The sequence below is a fragment of the Sulfitobacter sp. W074 genome, assembly GCF_025142275.1.
GTDB classification, from domain to species: Bacteria; Pseudomonadota; Alphaproteobacteria; order Rhodobacterales; family Rhodobacteraceae; genus Sulfitobacter; species Sulfitobacter profundi.
The window spans coordinates 2,143,692-2,164,334 of sequence record NZ_CP081130.1 but is presented as its reverse complement, the minus strand read 5'-3'; the positions used below and the strand labels follow the sequence as shown (position 1 = coordinate 2,164,334).

Here is a 20,643-nt window from a genome sequence, read left to right as displayed (position 1 = left end):
CTTGCGGGTTGTTCTTGTTTCAATATGGGATGTTAAGGTGATTAACGCAAACCCGCACGGGCGGCGGCGCGGTCGATGGCATCCACGACCGCCTGCGGCGCGGTGTGTTGGGGCATATGGCCCATGCCGGGCAGCCGGGTCAGGGCCCCGTTGGGGATGTCTTTGATCAATTCCTCGGCGTGGATATGCATTGGCACAATGGTATCGGCATCGCCATGAATGATCTCAACCGGCATGGTCAGACGGTCATATTGTGCGGCCATTTCAACCACATGGGGGCGAAGCTGGTGCACCTGCTGGGCGTTGGCGCGGCTGGCGCTGCGGCGTAGGGTCAACCCGGTGCCGATATGTTCGGCATAGCCCTCGGGCGCGGGCTGCGGGGCAAAGATCGCCTCAACACTGCTTTGCACCACGCCTTCGGGGACGAAAGCGGTGACGGCGGGGATAAAAAGCGCACCGCCAAGCCGCGAGGCGCTGACGTTGTAAATCCAGCCCAGCCCACCGGGCCATGGCTCTGACACCGCAGAGACAAGCACCAGCGCGGCGGTGTCTTTGGGCCGCTGCACCCCCCAGGCCAGCGCCACGGCCCCGCCAAAGGAGTGGCCCAACACGATGGGGTTTTCGACGCCAAGCTGGTCGGCAGCCTTTTGCAGCAGCGCGGCCTGTTCTTGGGGCGATTCCCCCAGCGGGTTCCACGCGCCACGCGCGCCGGGGAGGCGGGCGGTATAGCCCATGCCGGGGCGGTCGAACATAATGACGCGGTAGCGATCGCTCAGCCGTTCCGCGAACCCCATGGTGAAATCACGCAGGTTGCCGCTGGCCCCATGGATCAGCACCAGATCAGGCCCGCTGCCGATAACCTTGGCATGGACCGGCAGGCCATCCACCGTGATGATCTCGCCCTCGGGCGGGTGGCTGGCCTCGGCCCGCGCCTCATGTCGTGCGGCGCGCCATTGGACAAGCGCCACCAGCAGCGCCAGCCCGAGAAGGAGGGAGAGCAACAGTTTAATGGCCAATCTCATTCATATCGAAGGGGGTGGTTTGGTATATCTCGTTGATCCAATTGCCGTAAAGCAGATGCGCGTGGCTGCGCCAGCGGTTCACCGGGGTGCGCGATGGGTCATCCTCGGGGTAGTAGTTGCAGGGCACGTTGATCGGCACGCCATTCTCAACGTCGCGGTCATACTCTTGTTTCAGCGTGTCGCGGTCGTATTCGAAATGGTTAAAGACATAGAGCGCGCGGTGCGCGGGGTCTTCGATCAGGCAGGGGCCGACTTCATCGCTACCCAAAAGCGTGGTGAGGCCCGCGTGCGTGTTCACTTCGTCTTGGCGCATCTCGGTCCAGCGAGAGACGGGCACGGTGCAATCATCCGAGAACCCGCGCAGATACGGCGAGGCGGGCGCGAGGTTGCGGTGGCGGAAACAGCCGAAGGCTTTCTCGGGCAGGATGTGTTTCTTAACCCCATGGAAATGGTTGATCATCGCCATGCCCCCCCAGCAGACGCCAAAGGTGGAGTGGATGTTGGTCTGGGTCCATTCCATCACTTCGCCCAACTCGTCCCAATAGGTCACCTCGTTAAACTCAAGATGCTCAATCGGTGCGCCGGTGATGATCAGCCCGTCGAATTTCTCGGCCTTCATTTCCTCGAAGGGGCGGTAGAAGCTTTCCATATGCTCTGCTGCCGTATTGCGGGCTTGGTGGTCGGACATGCGGATGAGGCTGAGTTCAATCTGAAGAGGCGTTGCGCCGATCAGACGGGCGAACTGGTTCTCCGTTTGGATTTTCTTGGGCATCAGGTTCAGCAGGGCGATGCGAAGCGGGCGAATGTCCTGTCGGGACGCCAGTTCCTCGTCCAGCACCATGACCCCTTCGTTGCGCAGAACGTCGAAGGCGGGCAGGCGGGAGGGGATCTTGATGGGCATGAGACAGGTCTTTCAGGGGTAGCCAGAGCAGTCAGGTAATCTTGGGCGTGGTGGGTTCAACCGCCCGAGGGTAGGTGGCGGGCGATAAGATCGGTAAAGTCTTCGGGAGCTTTTAGTGTGTCGATGTCGGCAGGGGTGATCGTGACGCCCCATTTCGACATCGCAGCATAGCGCGGCTGGCGGTGCGACAGCGCGGCGGCATAGGTCCAGCGGATGAAATCATCGGGGTTCACGGCGTCTTCGCGGATATTCTTTTCCGCAAGATAGTCGGCCCACGCACGCGCGAGGAATTCAGGCTGGTAGGCCATCGGCTTGGGGGCTTTGTCGAAGCGGCGGATCAGTTCTTCGGTATGGGCCTCATCGCCCTTGATCCAGACCAGCAGGCATTCTTGCGAGAGCTGTTGCAACAGCGGGTCGTTCGGGTCTTCGGGGTCGACCCATTCGCAGATCGAGCCACCGGTGTCACAGATGAAATGCGGATAGCCGTAGAGCGCTTCGGCGCGGTTGGCGAAATAGGCGGTGTCTTGCAGCGCGCTGATCTCGGCCCGGCGGAACGCCTCTTGGCGCGTCGCATAGTCCGCCATCGGCAGTCCGCCGCGCGCGGGATCGCCGGGTTTGCCGAGCCACGTGGCCACGGGCGATAGATTGTCGAAGGTGATGTTTGAGCCGATGTAGATGCTATCGCTGAGCAGCAGATCACGTAGAAACGGCACCTTCATCGCCTCGGCTTTGGCGTTGTCGGCGATCAGTTCGCCCAGATAGCGGGTGCCGATACGGTAATCGATGGAGTAGTGAAACCAATCCCCGCTGGCGCGCAGCAGGCTGGACAGATGGGTTTTGCCCAAGCCCGACATGCCGAAGATCAGAACTTTGCGGCGCGGCGCGGCGCGCCAGTCGTCAGCCGTGGGGTAGAGCATGTATCACCAAGGTTAAGTGCTTCGTTTCCCCTGAGTACCCCAGTGTTTGACCAGACGCCAGATGCGGCCATCCAGCACCAAAAGCCCAAGCGCCAGAAGGGCAAAGCCGCTGTAGGCGGCAGGGCGCAGGGTTTCATCGCGCAGCCATGCGCCCAGCAGGATCGCGACGGGTGCGACCAGCAGCGTGACCAGCATCAGGTTGCTGCTGCCCGCCATGCCCAGCACGCGGTAATAGAGCAGATAGGCCAGCGCCGTGGCAGCCAGCGCGTAATAGGCAATGGCCATGAGCGTCGCCGGGGCAAGGTCGAGCGTCAGCGGCCCTTCGACCACCCATGCCAGCGGCAGCATGACCAGCGTGGACCCGGTCAGCATCCCAGCGGCGGCCAGTTGCGGCGGCTGACCGGGCAGCAGTTTGCGCGCGCAAACCCCGGCCATGGCATAGGACATCGCCCCACCCAGCACAGCAAGCTGCGCAAGACTGCCGAGATCGAAATTCGTGAGGTTTTCCAGCCCAATGGCGGTGCTGACCCCGGCAAAGCCAAGGCAGACGCCAATCGCCTTGCGCGGGGTGATGCGCTCATCCGCGAGAAAGATCGCGGCGGCCAGCACGCCAAAGATCGCCGTGGCGGCATTGAGAATTGAGGTCAGGCCAGAGGGGATATGCAATTGCCCCCACGCCATCAGTGAAAAGGGGATCACGTTGTTCAACAACCCCATCAGCAGGAAGGCCGCCCAGATGCGCGGGTCGCGCGGCAGCGGCAGGCGCATAACGGCGACCGCGCCCCAAAGCACCAGCATCGCCCAGAACACCCGATGCGCAACCGAGGTCAGCGGCCCGATCTCATCCAGTGCCACCCGCACGGCGACAAAGGACGCGCCCCAAAGCAGAGCGAGAAAGCCCATTTCGATCCAAGCACGCGGGGGAATGGTTTTTTGTGTGATCATGACCTCGGGTTTAGGCCGTTCCATTGATCGGCACGACCCGAAAGATGCGCATGCATAAAAAACGCCGCCCGAGGGGTTCGGGCGGCGTGATCTCAACGGTTCTGGTGTGGATTAGAAGGTGAAACCCACTTTGACACCAAAGGCCACGGCATCGTTGTCTTCGAATTCCGCTGCCGGGGCAAAGCCCGGAATGGCCGTCTCTGCGTCACCGATGTTGACGTAGCGCACGCCGGTGGTGATTCTCATATTGTCGCGGGTATAGACGGCGGCCAGCGCGAGGCTCTTGTTGCCATCGGTCGGGCCGAGGTTGGAGGCAAAGCCGCCTTCGGACTTCTCATAGCCGACGGAAGCAGAGACCGACCAGTTGTCATTCAGACGACGGCCCACACCCAGCGAGTAGGTGAAAACATCGTTCTCATAGCTCACGAGGGAGGCCCCGCCCGTGGCGCCAGCATAGGCAGCCGGAGAAATATCGAAGGACGACCAATCAACCCAGCGGATGCCACCAAAGAGCAGAGTGTCAGCCGCGATACCGGTCTGGAAGTCGAGGTTAACCGACTGTGGCGTTTCGATTTCGGTTGTGCTCATGACTGCGCCGAACTCGGTGGTGTCAACGTCATGGTCGATGCTGGAATTATAGGTCAGCGCTACGCGCATGGCGATGTCGGGGCGCTCATAGGCGACACCAGCGACATAACCGACGCCTGTGTCGCGCTCACCATCAACCGTATAGCCGCCGACGAAGGGGACAGCCGCTGTGGCTTCGATGGTTTGCACGCGCAGACCGCCGTGAACGCTGAAGTTGTCGTTCATCCGGTAGCGCAGCAGACCCGTCAAAGCGTGCGCGTCAAGATCAGCCTGCGCGCCTGCGGCGTAGTAGCCGGTGCCGGTGGGATAATCGATGTCAGCGCCAAAGGGCTGGTCATAAATGATCGCATAGGACAGCTTGTCGTTGATGTCTGCCTTATAGGCGGCGCCAAACTGCATGTAGCTTTCTGTGGCATTGCCTGAATCGCGGCTGCCGAGCGCCGCAACCGAGGTGCCCGACGTGTCGGGCGAGATATGCCCGAAGCTGAATTCGGCATAGCGCCCGTTTTCAAACAGGGCGTTGATGGATTGGCCCGACCGATCGATACCGCCAGCGTGAACGAGTGCCGTAGATGCCAACAGTGCCGGAATTGCCAAGAAATAGGTTTTCATTTGCTTTCCTCCCAAGACTTCTGTGCGGTTCCTCCCCGGCACAGGTTAGAAACGATCTAAGCGGATAGCTGCCGTTTGCGTCAATCACTGACCTTGGGTCAGGTTGAAATCTGGGCAAACATTACTTGGGGTGTGCTTTGCGGGTCTCAAACCAGATGTTGAGGTAATTGCCCGCAAAAATGATCGCGGCCCCGACGAAGACCCAGACATCGAGCGCTTCGGCATAGAGGAGCATCCCGACGACCGCGATCGCCGGAAGGCGGACGAAATCAATCGGCACCACCACGGTCGCGGGGGCGAGGCTCAGCGCGTTGGTTAGACAGTAATGCGCAAGCAACCCACAGGCGCCGACGAGCAGCAGAAATGGCATCGTCTCAACAGTAGGTCCGGCGATATCGCCGTCGTAGCCCGCCGAGATCAGGCCAAAGATCAATTGCAGCGTTGTGAGGTAGAATAGGATCGTGGTGATCCCTTGGGTGCGCGTCAGCCGCTTGGTCAGCACATTGGTCAGGGCAAAGAAGACCGCACAGCCTGCCGCCGCCAGAATGCCGGTGTTGAGGTTGCCAATATCAGGCCGTGCGACGATCAGAATGCCGATGAACCCCATGACGGCGGCCAGCGCCCGCGTGGCGGTCAACCGTTCGCCCAGCAGAAAGATCGACAGAACGATGACCCAAAGCGGTGAAGTGAACTCTAGCGCGAAGACCTGCGCCAGCGGGATCAGCGACACGGCGAGGAACCATAGGTTCTGCCCGGTGAAATGCGCGAGGTTGCGGATAAGTTGTAGGCCAAAGTTGCGGGTGTTGATCTGCCGCCACGCCCCGGTGGCCCAAGCGAGCGACAGGACGATGATCACGCCGATCACACTGCGGTAGAGCATCACCTCAAAGGTATCGAACCGTGCCGAGAGTTCACGCCCCGCCACAGCCATGGTCGAGAAAGAGCCGATGGAGCCGATCATCCAGAGTGCAGCGCGGACGGTGGGGGTCATGTGGGGTTGGTCAATTGGTCATCGCCCTTGGCCTCGTCGCCGATGATTTGGCGGTCGGTGATCGGGGTGTCGGTGATCTTGTAGTCGCGTGTGATCCCGGCGGTGAGCCTTGCCCAGTCTGAAGCCGCCGTGCGGTTCTGATGCGCCGCAAAGGCTGCGCGGTCGGTGAAAAGTTCCGATACCTGCCACAGGAGGGGATCGTCGGTGGGCGTCACGTCGAAGCGCAAACACCCCGGCTCGGCACGGGTGAGGCGCAGATGCGCGTCAAGCTCCGCGCGCACCCGGTCCGCCTCGGCCCGGGTCGCGCAGCGAAGGTGGCCGGTTAGGGCCACCCTCATGTTTATTCCCACTCGATGGTGCCCGGAGGTTTCGAAGTGATGTCATAGGTGACGCGGTTGATGCCCGGTACCTCGTTGATGATCCGCGTGGCGGTTTCACCAAGGAAGTCATGGGTGAACGGATAGTAGTCCGCTGTCATGCCGTCCACAGAGGTCACCGCGCGCAGGGCGCAGGCGAAGTCATAGGTCCGGCCATCGCCCATCACGCCCACGGTACGCACAGGCAGGATCGCCACGAAGGCTTGCCAGATATCGTCATAGAGACCATGGCGGCGGATCTGATCGATATAGACCGCATCGGCCTCGCGCAGGATCGCCAGCTTCTCGCGGGTGATCTCACCGGGGCAGCGGATCGCAAGGCCCGGCCCGGGGAAGGGGTGGCGGCCAATGAACGAAGGCGGCAGCCCGAGTTCACGGCCCAGCTCGCGCACTTCGTCTTTGAACAACTCGCGCAGCGGCTCGACCAGTTTGAGGCCCATCTTTTCGGGCAGGCCACCGACATTGTGGTGGCTCTTGATGGTGACCGAAGGGCCGCCGGAGAAGGAGACGCTTTCGATCACATCGGGGTAGAGCGTGCCTTGGGCCAAGAAAGTCGCATCGCCCACGTCTTTTGCGTGTTTCTGGAACACATCGATAAAGAGCTTGCCGATGATCTTGCGCTTGGTCTCGGGGTCCGAGACACCGTCGAGCTCGCCCAAGAACAACTCTTGCTCGTCAGCGTGGATCAGCGGCATGTTGTAGTGGTCGCGGAACATGGTGACGACCTCTTCGGCCTCACCCTTGCGCAGCAGACCGTGGTCAACGAAGACGCAGGTCAACTGATCGCCGATGGCTTCGTGGATCAGCACGGCGGCGACGGAGGAGTCCACGCCGCCGGAAAGGCCACAGATCACCTTCTGGTCGCCAACCTGCTCACGGATCGCGGCAATGGCTTCCTCACGGTAGGCGCTCATGGTCCAGTCGCCTTTGAACCCTGCCAGACGCACGAAGTTCTCATAAAGGCGCGGGCCGTTGGGCGTGTGGTGCACCTCGGGGTGGAATTGCACCGCGTAGAAGTGACGTTCAACATCCGCGGTAATGGCGAAAGGCGCGTTGGGGGAGGTGCCATAGACCTCGAACCCCGGAGCGATCTTGCTGACGTGGTCGCCGTGGCTCATCCAGACCTGTTCGCGGTCGGTGGCAAACCAACCCTCCAGCAGATCAAGCTGTTGGCCTGTGGGGGTTACGAAAGCCCGTCCAAATTCGGCGGTGCCGTGACCGCGCTCCACATGGCCGCCAAGGCAATGCATCATGACCTGTTGGCCATAGCAGATGCCCAAGATCGGCACGCCCAGTTCAAACACAGCCTGCGGCGGACGCGGTGCGCCTTCGGCAAACACAGAGGACGGGCCGCCCGACAGGATCACCGCCTTAGGCGCGAATTCCTTGAGGAAGGCTTCGTCCACCGTGTTGAACGGGTGGATTTCGCAAAAGACGTTCAGCTCCCGCAGGCGACGCGCGATAAGCTGCGTGACCTGGCTGCCGAAGTCGATGATGAGAAGGCGGTCATGGGTGATATCTGTCATGGGGCCGTGATTAGGCCCGTGGGCGCGCTCTGGCAAGTCTCTAGCGGGCCGAAGACGCAGCCCTGTCGCGTTTAATTCGCGCAAGTGGCGCGAGGACGGCACGCGATGTCGCTTTTTGCCGCTAGAGGGCGTTATCCGCGCGAAGGGGCACTTGGGAATGGGGTAGGCACAGGCCAAGAGTTGCGGGAAGGATAGAGCAATGGCGGAATCAGCACGACGGGCACGCGGCGGCGGAGGTGCGGCACGGCGCGCGGCACGCACGGCCGTCTCATTCGAGACAGCGCGCTATATCGAGCGGAACATCCCGAACTTCGAAGTGCTGACCGAAGAAGCGCTGGAGATTATCGAGCATAACGCCGACACGGTGCTGGAAGAGATCGGTGTGAACTTTCCCGACAACCCCGATGCGCTGGCACTGTGGCGTGACGCCGGGGCCGATGTGCAGGGGGAACGGGTGCGTATTCCACGGGGGCTAGCGCGCAAGCTGTGCTCTACCGCCCCCTCGACGATCACCCAAGTGGCGCGCAACCGCGAGCGGGATGTGGTGATTGGAGGCAAGAGCCTTGTCCTCGCCCCGGTCTATGGGCCGCCCTTCGTGCGCGATGCCGCAGGGGGGCGCCGCTATGCCACGCTGGCGGATTTCCAGAAGTTCGTGAAGCTCGGCTATATGTCGAAATGGCTGCATCACTCGGGGGGGACGGTATGTGAGCCGACCGACATCCCGGTGAACAAACGCCACCTCGATATGCTGCATGCCCATATGACGCTCAGCGACAAACCCTTCATGGGGTCGGTGACCGAGCCGTCGCGCGCGCAGGACAGTGTCGATATGTGCGGTATCCTTTTTGGTAAGGACTTCGTGCAGGAAAACACGGTGATGACCTCGCTCATCAACATCAACTCGCCGATGACATTCGACGATGTGATGATGGGGGCGCTCAAGGTCTATGCCGAGAACAATCAGGCCTGCATCATTTCGCCGTTTATCGTTGGGGGTGCGATGGCCCCGGTGAGTGTCGCAGGGACATTGACGCAGGTCTTGGCCGAGACTTTGGCAGGCATCGCCTATAGCCAGCTCGTCCGCCCCGGTGCGCCTGTGATCATGGGGGCTTTCGTGACCTCCATCGACATGAACAGCGGTGCGCCCACATTCGGCACGCCTGAGGCTGCGCATATCACCTATGGCGCTGGGCAACTGGCCCGCAGGCTGAACCTGCCTTACCGGAGCGCCGGGTCTTTCAATGGCTCGAAACTGCCCGATGCGCAGGCGGCCTATGAGACCTCCAACAGTCTGAACATGGGGCTTCTGGCTGGGGTGAACTTCATGCTGCACGCCTGTGGCTGGCTGGAAGGGGGGCTTGTGTCTTCTTTCGAGAAGTTCGTCATGGATGCCGATCAACTGGGCACGCTGCATCACCTCGCCCGCGGGGTGGAGATGGACGAGAACGCGCAGGCCATGGACGCAATCCGCGAAGTCGGGCCGGGGGGGCATTACCTCGGTTGCGCCCATACACAGAACAACTTCCGCGAGGCGTTTTGGAAATCCGACCTGCTGGATTACAAACCCTTCGAGACATGGTCGGATGAGGGGGCGCGCGATACACAGACCCTTGCCACCGCGCGGGTCGAAAAGATGCTCGCCGATTATCAGCAACCCGCGCTAGATCCGGCCATTCGCGAGGCGCTTGATGCCTATGTCGCGACCCGCAAGGCAGCGGAGCCGGATAGCTTTACCTAAAATAGGACTGCGGGGGGCTTTCCCCCGCCGCGGCCTCTACGCGCTGGGGCTCTGCGCGGCTCTCAGAAAACGCGCTTCGCCGACCATGGCGATCAGCACATCCACATGCCGGATCAGGCTATAGCTTGCATCTGCCGTCTTGCGCTGGGTGTCCAACTCGGCCTCGATCTCGATCAGTTTGATCAGCGCCGTGCCGTGGCGCGGCAACATGCCAAAGCCCAATATGCGGGGCAGATGGGTGCCGCGCCGGTAATCCTCGGCTCCGATACGGGCGGCGCGCATCAACAGGCGCGGGCGGTGAAGTCTTTGCAGCATGGTCAGTACATCTTGCATCACAACTCTCCGGTGAACGGGGGGGTGAATCACCCCGGATCATCGAAGCATGGCACAACCTTTCCGGGTGTTGCGCGTCATGGCTTCGCGGCGCACGGCGCATACCGATGCTGTTTACCTTTTGGAAACAATCATTGCCAAATGCGACGATTTTAACCAACGGGTAACCAAAACATCCATAGGTTGTGAATAACTCTGGGGATAACTCTCCGGCTTGGGGACCCGCCAAAATGGAAGTGGCAGTCAATTGAAGGCGCATCACCAAATCCAACAGACCGTCCTGCCGGGATGGGTGCCGCACGGAGCCCTGCATTACCTCGCACATACGGAGACCGGCGCACCGATCCGGGCTTTGGCACGCCAAGCTGGCTGCCATGCCTCGACCATCATGCGCCAAATCCGCCGTATCGAGACAAGGCGCGACGATCCGCTGGTGGATGCCGCCCTGCGCAGGCTCGGGGCGGTGCGGCGCGCTTTGGATTGTACTGCTGGCCCCCCAGCAGGAAAGACAGCGACAATGACCAAACCCGCCATCCCCCTTCTTGACGAAGACACTTTCGCCGCCGAGGCGCTGCGGGTCCTTCGGCGCCTGCATGAGACGGGCGCGATCCTCGCCGTGGCCGAGGGCATGGAAAAGGCCGTCGTCTTGCGCGAGACGGACACCGGCCCCGGCGCACGCACCGCGGTGGTGGACAGCGCCGTGGCGCAGGCGATGGCCCTTAAAGATTGGATCGCCCCCGGCAGCGCAGGCCGGGTAACGCGCTACCGCATCACCAGCGCAGGGCGGGCTGCGCTGCGGCGGATGGTAGAAGACCAAGGCGCGGGCGCACATGGCTTTGCCGAAGATCAGACCGCGTTTCTGGGCTTGGCCAGCGACCCCGAGGCGGAAGAGGGCGCAGATGCCGATGTGGTCCCGCGCCGGGGCCGCTATTGCCTGTCGGAAAGCCCGCTCTCTGCGCTTGCTCGGCGGCGCGACAAATCCGGTGCGCCGTTTCTGAACGAGGGGCTGGTTCATGCCGGTGAAAGACTGCGTGAGGATTTCGAACTGGCCCAGATGGGCGGTGAGGTGACGCAAAATTGGGATCATTTTCTGACGCCGGGCGCCAAACCCAGCGGGCGGCGTGAGGGCTCGGGCAGCATGGCCGCGGCAGAGGCGCGCAAGCGGGTAGCAGACGCCATGGCCGAACTCGGCCCCGGTCTGTCTGACGTGGTGCTGCGCTGTTGCTGCTATCTGGAAGGGCTAGAGACCACCGAAAAGCGGCTGGGGTGGTCGGCGCGATCAGGCAAGATCGTGCTGCGGATCGCGCTGATGCGGCTCAAACGTCATTACGACGAAACCGTAGGCCCGGGCGGCCCGATGATCGGATAAAGAAGGGGCGGCAGGGTGATGATCCTGCCGCCCCGGTTGTTTTAGTCTGCGACCTTCGTCGGCGTCTCATCTGTCACCGAAATCGCCACTTCGTCTTTCTCACAGGCGTTGCGCACGCCGGCGGCATAGTCGGGGTGCACTTTTTCCAGCACCGCATACCAGCGTTCTTTTACCTGCTGCGAACAGGGCGCCATGGCACCGGCCATGTTCTCATGCAGACGGTCACGCTGCGCCTGATCGAACACCTCGGTGTAGAGCTTGCGCGGCTGGACGTAATCGGCGTCTGTCTCCTCTTGGACATAGCGATCTGCATCGCCCGAAATGCGCAGCGGCGGTTCTTGCACCGACGGGTCGGGGCGGGCCGATTCCTCATATTGGTTCGGCTCGTAATAGGCATCCGGGTGGCCGGTCTGCTGGGGGAAGAACCGCATGGAGCCGTCCTTGTGGTAGTGGTGCATCGGCGCGGCCTTGGGCGCGTTGGCGGGCAGCGCCTCGTAATGCGTGCCAAGACGGTAGCGGTGCGCGTCCGCATAGGAAAAGACCCGCGCTTGCAACATCTTATCGGGTGAAAACCCAATCCCCGGCACCTTGTTCGAGGGCGAATAGGCGGCGTTCTCGATGCTTTGGAAGTAGTTGTCGGGGTTGCGGTTGAACTCTAGCATACCGACCGGGATCAACGGGTAATCCGCATGCGGCCAGACTTTGGTCAGGTCAAAGGGGTTAAAGCCGCAGGTCTCGGCCTCTGCCTCGGGCATGACTTGGATATTCAGCTCCCATTTCGGGAATTCGCCGCCTTCGATCGCGTTGAAGAGATCCTCTTGGAAGTTCTCGCGGGTCGAGCCGATCAGCTTTTCCGCGTCTTCATTGGTGCGGTTGCGGATTTCCTGCTGGCAGCGGAAGTGGAACTTCACCCAATGACGCTCGCCCTTGGCGTTCCACATCGAATAGGTGTGGCTGCCGTAGCCGTGCATGTGCATCGGGTTCACCGGAATGCCGCGGTCCGACATCAGGATGGTCACCTGGTGCACGCATTCGGGCTGAGCCGCCCAGAAGTCGAACATCGCCTCGGGCGAGCGCAGGTTGGTGCGCGGGTGGCGTTTCTGGGTGCGGATGAAGTCCGGGAATTTATAGGCATCGCGGACAAAGAAGATCGGGGTGTTGTTGCCCACAACGTCCCAGTTGCCTTCCTCGGTGTAGAACTTCACAGAGAATCCGCGCACGTCACGCTCACTGTCGGCGGCACCCAATTCGCCTGCCACGGTGGACCAGCGCGAGAGGATTTCGCAGGTCTTGCCCACTTCGGAGAAGATCGCCGCACAGCTGTATTCGCTGATGTCATGGGTCACGGTAAAGGTGCCTTCGGCGCCCCAGCCCTTGGCGTGAACGGCCCGCTCGGGGATGCGCTCGCGGTTCTGATGGGCCAGTTTTTCGATCAATTGGTAATCGTCCAGCAAGACCGGGCCACGGCTTCCGGCGGTTTTGCTGGTTTCATTGGTCGGCATCGGCGCGCCGGCGGTGGTGGTGAGACGCTTGCTCATCTTGGGTTCCCCTCGGTTATTGTCTGAGGGGAAGATGATCCATTTCGCCCATAATTTCCAATTGCAGTTTTGTAAAATTGCGATAGGTAAAAGTTATGAACTTCACCCTAAAGCAACTTGAATATTTCCGCGCACTGGCGACTTTGGGCAACTTCGGGCGGGCGGCGGAGGCCAGCAATATCTCTCAGCCTGCGCTTTCCGTGCAGATCCGCACCTTGGAGGAGTCGCTGGGGGGGCGGTTGATCGAACGGCAAAGCCGCGCCTCGGTCCTGACGCCCTTGGGCCGCGAGGTGCTGACCCGCGCCGAGGATATTTTGCGCCGCGCCAAACTGTTGGAAGCCACGGCGCGCGAACAGGTGGGGCTGGCGGGCACCTTGAACCTTGGGCTGATCCCGACGGTGGCGCCCTATCTTTTGCCCGGTGTGCTGGCCGCCCTGCGCGCGCAGGATATTTCCCTGCGGGTCGAGGTGCGCGAGGCGCAGACCGATCAGCTGTTGGCCGATTTGCGGGCCGGGGCGCTGGACGCGGCGGTGATGGCGGTGCCAACAGGCGAAACCGGTCTGGCCGAAATGCCCCTGTTCGAAGATCGCTTTCTGCTGGCGGGCTCCGCCGAGCGGATGGCGGGGGCGGCGGTTGTCCGTCCGACCGATCTGGCCCGCACGCCGCTGATGCTGCTGGAAGACGGTCACTGCCTGACCGATCAAGCGCTAGAGGTTTGTCAGCGGGACCGGACGCAGGCGGGCATCCACACGGGCGCTTCGTCTCTCGCAACCCTATCGCGGCTGGTGGAGGCGGGGTTTGGCATGACCTTGATGCCCGAGATCGCCGCCAAAACCGAGCTTGATGCCGCGCCGGGCCTACGGCTGCACCGTTTCGGCACACCGGAGCCAGCGCGGCAGATCGGGCTCGTGCGCCGGGCGGGCACGCCGGGCAGCGGTTGGGCGGCGCAATTGGCCCAGACGCTGAAAGATGTGGGGGAAGGGCTGACCGGGCAGCTACGCGCGACATACTAGGCGCGGGCGGGGCAGCGGGGTCAGAGGGACCGGGCCAAATGGCCCGATCCGGTCACTCAAAGGGCGCTTAGGCCGCTTCGGTCTGCTTCTGGTTTTCGAGGTATTCCAGCAGGGTCTCGGGGCTGGAAACACCGTAGGGGTCATCGCCGTGGTTGTCGCTGATGCCGGGCTCTTCGAACCATGCTTCGATCTGACCGTCGTTGACGATCGCCGCATAGCGCCAGCTGCGCGCGCCGAAGCCGAGGTTGTCTTTGGCCACCAACATGCCCATGCGGCGGGTGAACTCGCCGGACCCATCAGGGATCACGTCGATGTTCTGGACGCCCTGCATCTCTTTCCACTTGTTCATGACAAAGCTGTCGTTGACCGACAGGCAATAGATCGCGTCGATGCCATGCTCTTGGAACGCTGCGAAGTTGTTCTCAAAACCGGGCAGCTGGTAGGTGCTGCATGTCGGCGTGAAGGCACCGGGGAGCGAGAACAGAACAACGCGCTTGCCTTTGAAGAAGTCTTCGCTGGTTTTGTCTTCCCAGCGGAAGGGGTTGTTGCCTTCGATGCTTTCGTCGCGCACGCGCGTTTTGAAGGTGACGTTGGGAACTTGAATACCGGGTTTCATCGCGTCTCTCTTTCTCGGATTGGAATCTTTGTCGGTTGGTAGCCCATATAGGCAGCCTGAGCAACTCTCGCAATGCTGCAACTGCATTGTAATTTTCCGTTTAGAAAACAAAGCACTAAATCATTGGCCGGGGGTGATGCCGCTGGTGCATGGCAGCCTTGTCTTGGGTGCGCATGCTGTAGGTGGTCATCGGGTCAAGGACTGTGATAAACAGGGTTCGACACAATGATCAGAGGCCCCCGATGCGCGATCTGAAGATACCCGAACAGCGCCACCCCGAAAAGGCGCGCAAGCCCGACAACGCCCAGCCAAAAAAACCGAGCTGGATCAGGGTCAAAGCGCCCGGCGGCAAGGGCTATGCCGAGACGGCGCGCATCATGCGTGACAACAAGCTGACCACGGTCTGCGAAGAAGCGGGTTGCCCCAACGTTGGCGAATGCTGGTCTCAGGGGCACGCCACGATGATGATCATGGGCGAGGTTTGTACCCGCGCCTGTACCTTCTGCAACATCGCCACCGGCAAGCCGCCTGAGGATTTGGATGTGTTCGAGCCGGGCCGCGTGGCCGATGCTGTCGCCAAGCTGGGGTTGAACCATGTGGTTATCACGAGCGTTGATCGCGACGATATCGAAGATGGCGGGGCGGAGCACTTCGCCCAGACCATCCGCGCCGTGCGCCACCGCAGCCCCGACACGACGATCGAAATTCTAACACCGGATTTCATCCGTTGCGGTCCCGAAGCCCTTGAAAAGGTTGTCGAAGCGCGGCCGGATGTGTTTAACCACAACCTCGAAACCGTACCGGGCCTCTACCCCGAAGTGCGCCCCGGCGCGCGTTACTTCCACTCCCTCCGCCTGCTTCAGCGGGTAAAGGAGCTGGACCCGTCGATGTTCACCAAATCTGGCATCATGGTGGGCTTGGGCGAAGATCGGCAATCGGTCATTCAGGTGATGGAAGACATGCGCGCCGCCGACATCGATTTCCTGACCATTGGCCAGTATCTGCAGCCCACGCCTAAGCACCACGCGCTGGACCGTTTTGTCACGCCGGAGGAATTCACCTCCTACGAAAAAGCGGCCTACGGCAAGGGCTTCCTCATGGTTTCCGCCACGCCGCTGACCCGGTCGAGCTATCACGCGGGCGACGATTTCGCGCGTCTGCGCGAGGCGCGGAACCGCAAGCTGGGTATCGCGTAATCCTAGGAAGACGCGCCCGGCGTTAACCGCCGGGCAGGGCTTTGAGGTAGGCCGCAATCGCTTCGCGGTCGCTTTCGGGGAGTTGGGCAAGGTTGCTGACCACCTCGGCCATCTCTCCGCCCGCGCTATCCCATTCTGGCGTGAAGCCGGAGGTGAAATATTCCACCAGATCGGCCTTGGACCACTCAAGATGTGCGGGCGTGATGCCGGGAATGCGCCCCTTGCCCGAGGGGTTCGGCGCGCCGGTCAGCCAAGCGTCCTGCTCTAACCCGCCCAAGGCGTTGCGTGGCGTGTGGCATTCGCCGCAATGGGCCAGCCCTTCGACAAGGTAGCGCCCGCGCGCTACCTGTGTGTCTGACGCATCGGCCAGCACGAAATCTTCGTCAAAGAACATAACCTTCCACGCGCCGAGGCCCCGGCGGATGTTGAAGGGAAAACCCACCTCATGCGGCAGGCTCGGGACATCTGCAGCGGGCAGGGTTTGCATATAGGCAAAGAGGTTCACCACGTCCTGCGGGGCGAGGTGTTGGTAGGCCGTATAGGGAAAGGCGGGGTAGTAGTGCTGGCCTTCGGGCGAGACGCCGCGCGTCACGGCGCGGGCAAACTCTGGCAAGGTCCAGTCGCCGATGCCATGGTATGCATCGGGCGAGATATTGGGCGCGTGGAAGGTGCCAAAATCGCTGGGGAAGGGCAGGCCACCGGCCAGAACCAGCATCTCCCCCCCCTCACTCTCGGGGGCGGCATGGCACGAAACGCAGCCCCCGGCAGCAAAGACCCGCGCCCCCGCTTCCGGGTCAGGCGTCAGACCTGCGCCATAAGACGGCTCAAGCGGATCGGGCCGGGTTGCGACCCAGCCAAGGGCCGCGCCGAGAACGGCACAGCCCAGCAGTACAGGGACAATAGGGCGCAAGGATCAGTTCTTGGGGCCGCGGTAATCGTCGTGGCAGGCGCCGCAGGCCTTGCCCACCGCACCCATGCCCGCTTTCAGGGCGTCAAGATCGGTGCCTGCGGCCTCGATCATATCCGCGCTGGCGGTCTCCAGCGCCATGAAGGCGTCGTTGAACCCCTCAGAATCGCTCCAGATTTCGGCCTTGGCGCGGGACCCTTCAACGGCGCCTTGCTCAGTGCCCTCAAGCCAAAGCGTGCCGGGCTGAAAGCCCGCGGCGGCATGCAGGTTGGTGGCGGCAGCGGTTGCCATTTCAGCGTTATAGTCCGTCTCGCCCTTGGCCATCCCGCCCAAGATGCCGGTGTGGTAGGCGATCAGTTGCATCTGCGCATGGCGCGCGTTCACCGCGTCACTCGCGGCTTTTTCGCTGTGGTTAGCGGCGAAGCCGGCAGTGGCGATCAATGCGGCGCTGACGCCGATGGCAGTAATGCTTTTGGTCAAATACATGGTCATCTCCCTTTTCTTGCCGCAGCGTAGCATGGGAGGGGCGGGTCACAAAAAACAAAAAAGTGATCAGCAGGATACAGGCGCGCTTCGGCTTAGAACCGGCGGGGGATACGCTCTGCCGTGGCCCAGTCGGGCCAATAGCCCAGCCATTCGATCGACCCGATGGCCAAGGCCGCCGCGATGATTGCAAAGACCACGATCACCCGTTTCCCCGAGGGTGGATTGCGCGCCCATTGGGACATCCGCAGCAGCCACCGCGGGTCCATCACGTAAAGCGAACTTTCCCGATGAAAGGCAGGTTGCGGTTGCGTTGGGCAAAGTCGATGCCATAGCCCACGACGAATTCGTCCGGGATTTCAAAGCCGGTCCAATCCGCTTTCAAATCCACTTCGCGCCGGGTGGGTTTGTCGAGCAGGGCAATGGATTTCAGCCGCGCTGGTTCGCGCGAGCGGAGCAGGTTGGTGACATGGTGCAGGGTGTGGCCGGTGTCGACGATATCCTCGACGACCAGCACGTCGCGCCCTTCGATTGCGCCGCGCAAATCCTTGAGAATGCGCACTTCCCGGCTGCTCTCCATGCCGTCGCCATAGCTGGACGCTTCGAGGAAATCGACCTCGATCGGCAGGTCCAATTCGCGCACCAGATCGGCGATGAACACAAAAGACCCGCGCAGCAGGCCGACCACGACCAATTTATCGGTGCCGTTGAATTCGTCATGGATCTCACGGCAGAGATCCTCGATCCGCGCCGCGATGGCCTTGGCCGAGATCATTTCGTCGATGACATAAGGCCCGTGTGCCATGGTTTTGCCCTTGAATCTGCGGGGTTGAGACGTGAAATAGGGGGTAACCTGCAACGCAACGGAACGCAATGCCCACCCATTCAGAGACCCGCCAACTGCCCTATAGCGCGCAACAGATGTATGATCTTGTCGCCGATGTGGCTCGCTATCCCGAATTCCTGCCTTGGACCGCTGCAGCGCGCATTCGCAGTGACGAAGACCGGGGCGATCACCGGGTGATGGAAGCCGATCTTGTGATCTCTTTCAAAGTGTTTCGGGAGCGGTTCACCAGCCGCGTCGTGCTCTGGCCCGAGGCCAAGAAGATCGACACCGAATATCTGGATGGGCCGTTCAAGTATATGAAATCAAACTGGCATTTCGAGGATAACCTCGAAGGCTGTCAGGTGCATTTCTTTGTCGATTTCGAATTCAAGAACATGATCCTGCAAAAGGTCATCGGCGTGGTTTTCAACGAAGCGATGCAGCGCATCGTGCGGGCCTTTGAGAACCGTGCGAAAGAGCTTTACGGGCCCAAAGGCTAAAGCGCCGCGAAGCCTCGCAGCAACAGGCCAAGCGCGTGGTCACGGGCCGCAAGCCGTACCGTGTCGCGGCCCTGGGCGCCGAACTCGATCGTTTCCGTCTGAATGCCCGCCGCTGTGGCAAGGCCAAAACAAACGCGGCCTTCGGGTTTATGCTCTGATCCGCCGGGCCCGGCGATGCCTGTGATTGATACGGCGATCTGCGCCTCAGAGTTTGCCAACGCGCCCGCCGCCATCTCTGCGGCCACCTGTTCAGACACTGCACCCAATTGCGCGAGCGTCGCCTCTGAAACGCCCAACATCGCGATTTTCGCGGCATTGGTATAGGTCACGAAGCCCCGGTCGAGCAGCGCCGAAGACCCCGGCAAGTCAGTCAGTGCGGCAGCTACTATTCCGCCCGTGCAACTCTCCGCACAAGCAACCATTGCGCCGGTTTCGCGTGCCTTTTCCAAGAGTTGCGCCGCGAGGATCATTTACAGGGCCCCGTGGTAAAGCGCCGCCAAGGCCATGACGCCAAGGGCGGCGAAGATGCCGGCAAAGATATCATCCAGCATCACGCCCCACGGCCCGCCCTGACGGTCTGCCCAGCCAATGATCAGCGGTTTGGTGATGTCAAAGAGCCGGAATAGGGCAAAGGCGGCGATCCAACCGGGCCACATGGCAAGGATCGGAATTTGCATGAACCAAGCGGCATAAGACAAGGGCAAAAGCGCGATCCACTGGCCGACCAATTCGTCGATCACCACTTCGCCCGGATCATGATCCGGCCCGCCCGCCGTGTAGCGCGCAGTGGCCCACCAGCCCAAAGGGATCGCCACGAGGATGCCGATCACCAGGAGGGGAAAGCCCCCCAACACATGCAGCAGCCACGCATAGGGCAGGGCGATGAGCGACCCCCAAGTGCCCGGCGCGGGGCGGATGTGGCCGACGCCCAGAAGCGTCGCGATCAGATGAGCAAGGGTCATGTTTTCACCAATGTTGCTGTGGCCATACAGGCAATGCCTTCGCCGCGCCCGGTAAAGCCGAGGCGCTCGCTTGTGGTCGCTTTGACCGACACGCGGTCCAATTCGATCCCCAGCATCTCAGCCATCGAGGCGCGCATCGGTTGCACATGGGGGCCGATCTTGGGGGTCTCGCAGATGAGGGTGCAGTCGACATGGGTCAGGGTGAACCCCATATCGCGGGCGAGCTGTGCCGCGTGACGCAGGAAGATATCGCTCCGCGCGCCCTTCCACTGCGGATCGCTTGGTGGGAAGTGCTGGCCGATGTCGCCCCGTGCCAGCGCGCCATAGATCGCGTCAGTGACCGTGTGCAGCGCCACATCGGCGTCAGAATGGCCGACCAGCCCGTGGGTGTGCGGAATGTCGAGGCCGCAGAGGGTCACGTGATCTCCGGGGCCAAAGGCGTGCACGTCAAATCCGTTGCCGGTGCGAATGTCCATGCGGGTCTCCAATATGCGGGCGGCGCGGGCAAAATCCTCGGGCCGGGTGATTTTCAGGTTATCGGCGCTGCCTTGGGTGATGGCAACGGTCAGGCCCGCCGCGCGGGCGACTTCGACATCATCTGCCGCTTGGCCGTCGTGGGTGCCGTGGGCCGCGCGGATCGCGGCAAGGTCAAAGCCCTGCGGCGTCTGCGCGGCGAAAAGGGCGCTGCGGTCTTGCGTGCCGGTGACGCGGCCATCCGCGCCCTGCCAAAGCGCGTCGGTGACCGGCAGGCCCGGTGCGGCGGCTTGATGCTGGTCGAGCGCATCAATCACGCCAGCAATGATCTGGGCCGAAACGCAGGGCCGCGCGGCGTCATGGATCAACACCTTCTCCGCGTGCCGAATGGCCCCAAGCCCGCGTTGGACCGAGGCCGCACGCTCCGCCCCGCCGGTGGTGACGGTAACGCCTTGGGCCGCAAATGCCTCGGCTTGATCCATGTCGTCTTCGTGCAGCACCAGCACGATTTCGGTGATCTGGGGTAGGGTGCGAAACACGGCGAGGGTGTGATCGATCACACGCGCCCCCGCCAGCGCCTGCCATTGTTTTGGCTGCGGACCGCCCGCGCGGCTGCCGCGCCCTGCGGCAACGATCAAAGCTGCGATACTCATGCGGGCAATCTGGAAAACGTGGTGAACATGGCCCTGTCTAGGCAATGCGGCGGCGGGGTGCAATCTGGGGTGGCTGCCTAAAAAATAAGCAGTTGCTTGGCGCATAGCTGCTTTTCAGGCTAGTTTCATTGAGGTCACCCCGTGGCAGAGCTACAC

At 61.9% G+C, this 20,643-nt stretch carries 23 protein-coding genes; 5 read left to right on the top strand and 18 right to left on the bottom strand.

What is annotated here, in order from left to right:
• Nucleotides 1-41: 41 nt before the first annotated feature.
• The 8 genes from K3762_RS10705 to guaA all read right to left on the bottom strand — a co-directional run bounded on the left by K3762_RS10705 (nt 42) and on the right by guaA (nt 7,879).
• Nucleotides 42-1,022: an alpha/beta fold hydrolase gene (locus tag K3762_RS10705; protein ID WP_132443301.1), complete on the bottom strand. Its 981-nt coding sequence runs from the start codon at nt 1,020-1,022 to the stop codon at nt 42-44.
• Complete coding sequence (gene metA / locus K3762_RS10700) at nt 1,006-1,923, bottom strand: homoserine O-succinyltransferase (RefSeq protein WP_120351192.1); 918 nt, start codon at nt 1,921-1,923, stop codon at nt 1,006-1,008. The genes K3762_RS10705 and metA overlap by 17 nt, the downstream gene beginning before the upstream one ends.
• A 56-nt stretch (nt 1,924-1,979) precedes the next feature.
• Entirely contained in the window at nt 1,980-2,840 is an 861-nt protein-coding gene (locus K3762_RS10695) for an ATPase (RefSeq protein ID WP_132443302.1), read from the bottom strand.
• 12 nt (nt 2,841-2,852) lie between these two features.
• Nucleotides 2,853-3,785, bottom strand: a complete 933-nt coding sequence (locus tag K3762_RS10690; RefSeq protein WP_260009461.1) for a DMT family transporter — start codon at nt 3,783-3,785, stop codon at nt 2,853-2,855.
• A gap of 111 nt (nt 3,786-3,896) precedes the next feature.
• Nucleotides 3,897-4,985 (bottom strand): OmpP1/FadL family transporter, encoded by a 1,089-nt coding sequence (locus K3762_RS10685; RefSeq protein ID WP_260009460.1) that lies wholly within the window; start codon nt 4,983-4,985, stop codon nt 3,897-3,899.
• Nucleotides 4,986-5,106: 121 nt separating this feature from the next.
• Complete coding sequence (locus K3762_RS10680) at nt 5,107-5,976, bottom strand: DMT family transporter (protein ID WP_132443305.1); 870 nt, start codon at nt 5,974-5,976, stop codon at nt 5,107-5,109.
• Nucleotides 5,973-6,314: a putative quinol monooxygenase gene (locus K3762_RS10675; protein WP_165935518.1), complete on the bottom strand. Its 342-nt coding sequence runs from the start codon at nt 6,312-6,314 to the stop codon at nt 5,973-5,975. The genes K3762_RS10680 and K3762_RS10675 overlap by 4 nt, the downstream gene beginning before the upstream one ends.
• Nucleotides 6,315-6,316: 2 nt before the next feature.
• The gene (gene guaA, locus K3762_RS10670; RefSeq protein ID WP_120351187.1) at nt 6,317-7,879 is read right to left on the bottom strand and encodes a glutamine-hydrolyzing GMP synthase; all 1,563 of its coding nucleotides are present in this window, start codon (nt 7,877-7,879) and stop codon (nt 6,317-6,319) included.
• A 199-nt stretch (nt 7,880-8,078) separates the two neighbouring features.
• Between guaA and K3762_RS10665 the strand changes: the two genes are divergently transcribed.
• Nucleotides 8,079-9,617, top strand: coding sequence for a trimethylamine methyltransferase family protein (locus K3762_RS10665; RefSeq protein WP_260009459.1), 1,539 nt, complete (start codon nt 8,079-8,081; stop codon nt 9,615-9,617).
• Between the two features lie 36 nt (nt 9,618-9,653).
• Here K3762_RS10665 and K3762_RS10660 read toward each other — a convergent pair whose 3' ends face one another.
• Nucleotides 9,654-9,950, bottom strand: coding sequence for a DUF6477 family protein (locus tag K3762_RS10660; RefSeq protein ID WP_260009458.1), 297 nt, complete (start codon nt 9,948-9,950; stop codon nt 9,654-9,656).
• A 280-nt stretch (nt 9,951-10,230) separates the two neighbouring features.
• On the opposite strand from K3762_RS10660, the gene K3762_RS10655 reads away from it, so the two are divergent.
• A complete protein-coding gene (locus K3762_RS10655; RefSeq protein WP_260012806.1) occupies nt 10,231-11,319 on the top strand; it encodes a DUF6456 domain-containing protein in 1,089 nt (362 codons plus the stop codon).
• Nucleotides 11,320-11,360: 41 nt separating this feature from the next.
• Here the strand turns inward: K3762_RS10655 and K3762_RS10650 are convergent, their stop codons facing one another.
• On the bottom strand, nt 11,361-12,857 hold the full coding sequence (locus K3762_RS10650) for a catalase (RefSeq protein WP_260009457.1): 1,497 nt from the start codon (nt 12,855-12,857) through the stop codon (nt 11,361-11,363).
• Nucleotides 12,858-12,952: 95 nt separating this feature from the next.
• On the opposite strand from K3762_RS10650, the gene K3762_RS10645 reads away from it, so the two are divergent.
• Nucleotides 12,953-13,870 carry a hydrogen peroxide-inducible genes activator gene (locus tag K3762_RS10645; protein ID WP_120351183.1) on the top strand — a complete coding sequence of 306 codons (918 nt, stop codon included), beginning with the start codon at nt 12,953-12,955 and terminating at the stop codon, nt 13,868-13,870.
• 67 nt (nt 13,871-13,937) lie between these two features.
• Here the strand turns inward: K3762_RS10645 and K3762_RS10640 are convergent, their stop codons facing one another.
• A complete protein-coding gene (locus tag K3762_RS10640) occupies nt 13,938-14,486 on the bottom strand; it encodes a peroxiredoxin (protein ID WP_120351182.1) in 549 nt (182 codons plus the stop codon).
• A gap of 242 nt (nt 14,487-14,728) precedes the next feature.
• On the opposite strand from K3762_RS10640, the gene lipA reads away from it, so the two are divergent.
• Nucleotides 14,729-15,682 carry a lipoyl synthase gene (lipA, locus tag K3762_RS10635; RefSeq protein ID WP_120351181.1) on the top strand — a complete coding sequence of 318 codons (954 nt, stop codon included), beginning with the start codon at nt 14,729-14,731 and terminating at the stop codon, nt 15,680-15,682.
• Nucleotides 15,683-15,704: 22 nt separating this feature from the next.
• Here the strand turns inward: lipA and K3762_RS10630 are convergent, their stop codons facing one another.
• The 4 genes from K3762_RS10630 to hpt all read right to left on the bottom strand — a co-directional run bounded on the left by K3762_RS10630 (nt 15,705) and on the right by hpt (nt 17,877).
• Nucleotides 15,705-16,592, bottom strand: coding sequence for a cytochrome c (locus K3762_RS10630; RefSeq protein WP_132443308.1), 888 nt, complete (start codon nt 16,590-16,592; stop codon nt 15,705-15,707).
• Between the two features lie 3 nt (nt 16,593-16,595).
• Nucleotides 16,596-17,075, bottom strand: coding sequence for a cytochrome c (locus K3762_RS10625; RefSeq protein WP_165935519.1), 480 nt, complete (start codon nt 17,073-17,075; stop codon nt 16,596-16,598).
• Between the two features lie 92 nt (nt 17,076-17,167).
• Nucleotides 17,168-17,344: a hypothetical protein gene (locus K3762_RS10620; RefSeq protein ID WP_165935520.1), complete on the bottom strand. Its 177-nt coding sequence runs from the start codon at nt 17,342-17,344 to the stop codon at nt 17,168-17,170.
• Nucleotides 17,341-17,877: a hypoxanthine phosphoribosyltransferase gene (gene hpt, locus K3762_RS10615; protein WP_067630594.1), complete on the bottom strand. Its 537-nt coding sequence runs from the start codon at nt 17,875-17,877 to the stop codon at nt 17,341-17,343. Before hpt ends, K3762_RS10620 begins: the two co-directional genes overlap by 4 nt.
• Before the next feature lie 68 nt (nt 17,878-17,945).
• Here hpt and K3762_RS10610 point away from each other — a divergent pair, with 68 nt between their 5' ends.
• Complete coding sequence (locus tag K3762_RS10610) at nt 17,946-18,398, top strand: type II toxin-antitoxin system RatA family toxin (protein ID WP_067630597.1); 453 nt, start codon at nt 17,946-17,948, stop codon at nt 18,396-18,398.
• Here the strand turns inward: K3762_RS10610 and K3762_RS10605 are convergent.
• The 3 genes from K3762_RS10605 to K3762_RS10595 are packed head-to-tail and all read right to left on the bottom strand — an operon-like array spanning nt 18,395 to nt 20,487.
• A complete protein-coding gene (locus tag K3762_RS10605; protein WP_132443310.1) occupies nt 18,395-18,868 on the bottom strand; it encodes a CinA family protein in 474 nt (157 codons plus the stop codon). The two genes, K3762_RS10610 and K3762_RS10605, sit on opposite strands and share 4 nt — an antisense overlap.
• Complete coding sequence (locus tag K3762_RS10600; protein WP_132443311.1) at nt 18,869-19,360, bottom strand: phosphatidylglycerophosphatase A; 492 nt, start codon at nt 19,358-19,360, stop codon at nt 18,869-18,871.
• Complete coding sequence (locus K3762_RS10595) at nt 19,357-20,487, bottom strand: bifunctional 2-C-methyl-D-erythritol 4-phosphate cytidylyltransferase/2-C-methyl-D-erythritol 2,4-cyclodiphosphate synthase (protein WP_132443312.1); 1,131 nt, start codon at nt 20,485-20,487, stop codon at nt 19,357-19,359. The genes K3762_RS10600 and K3762_RS10595 overlap by 4 nt, the downstream gene beginning before the upstream one ends.
• Nucleotides 20,488-20,643: the final 156 nt, after the last annotated feature.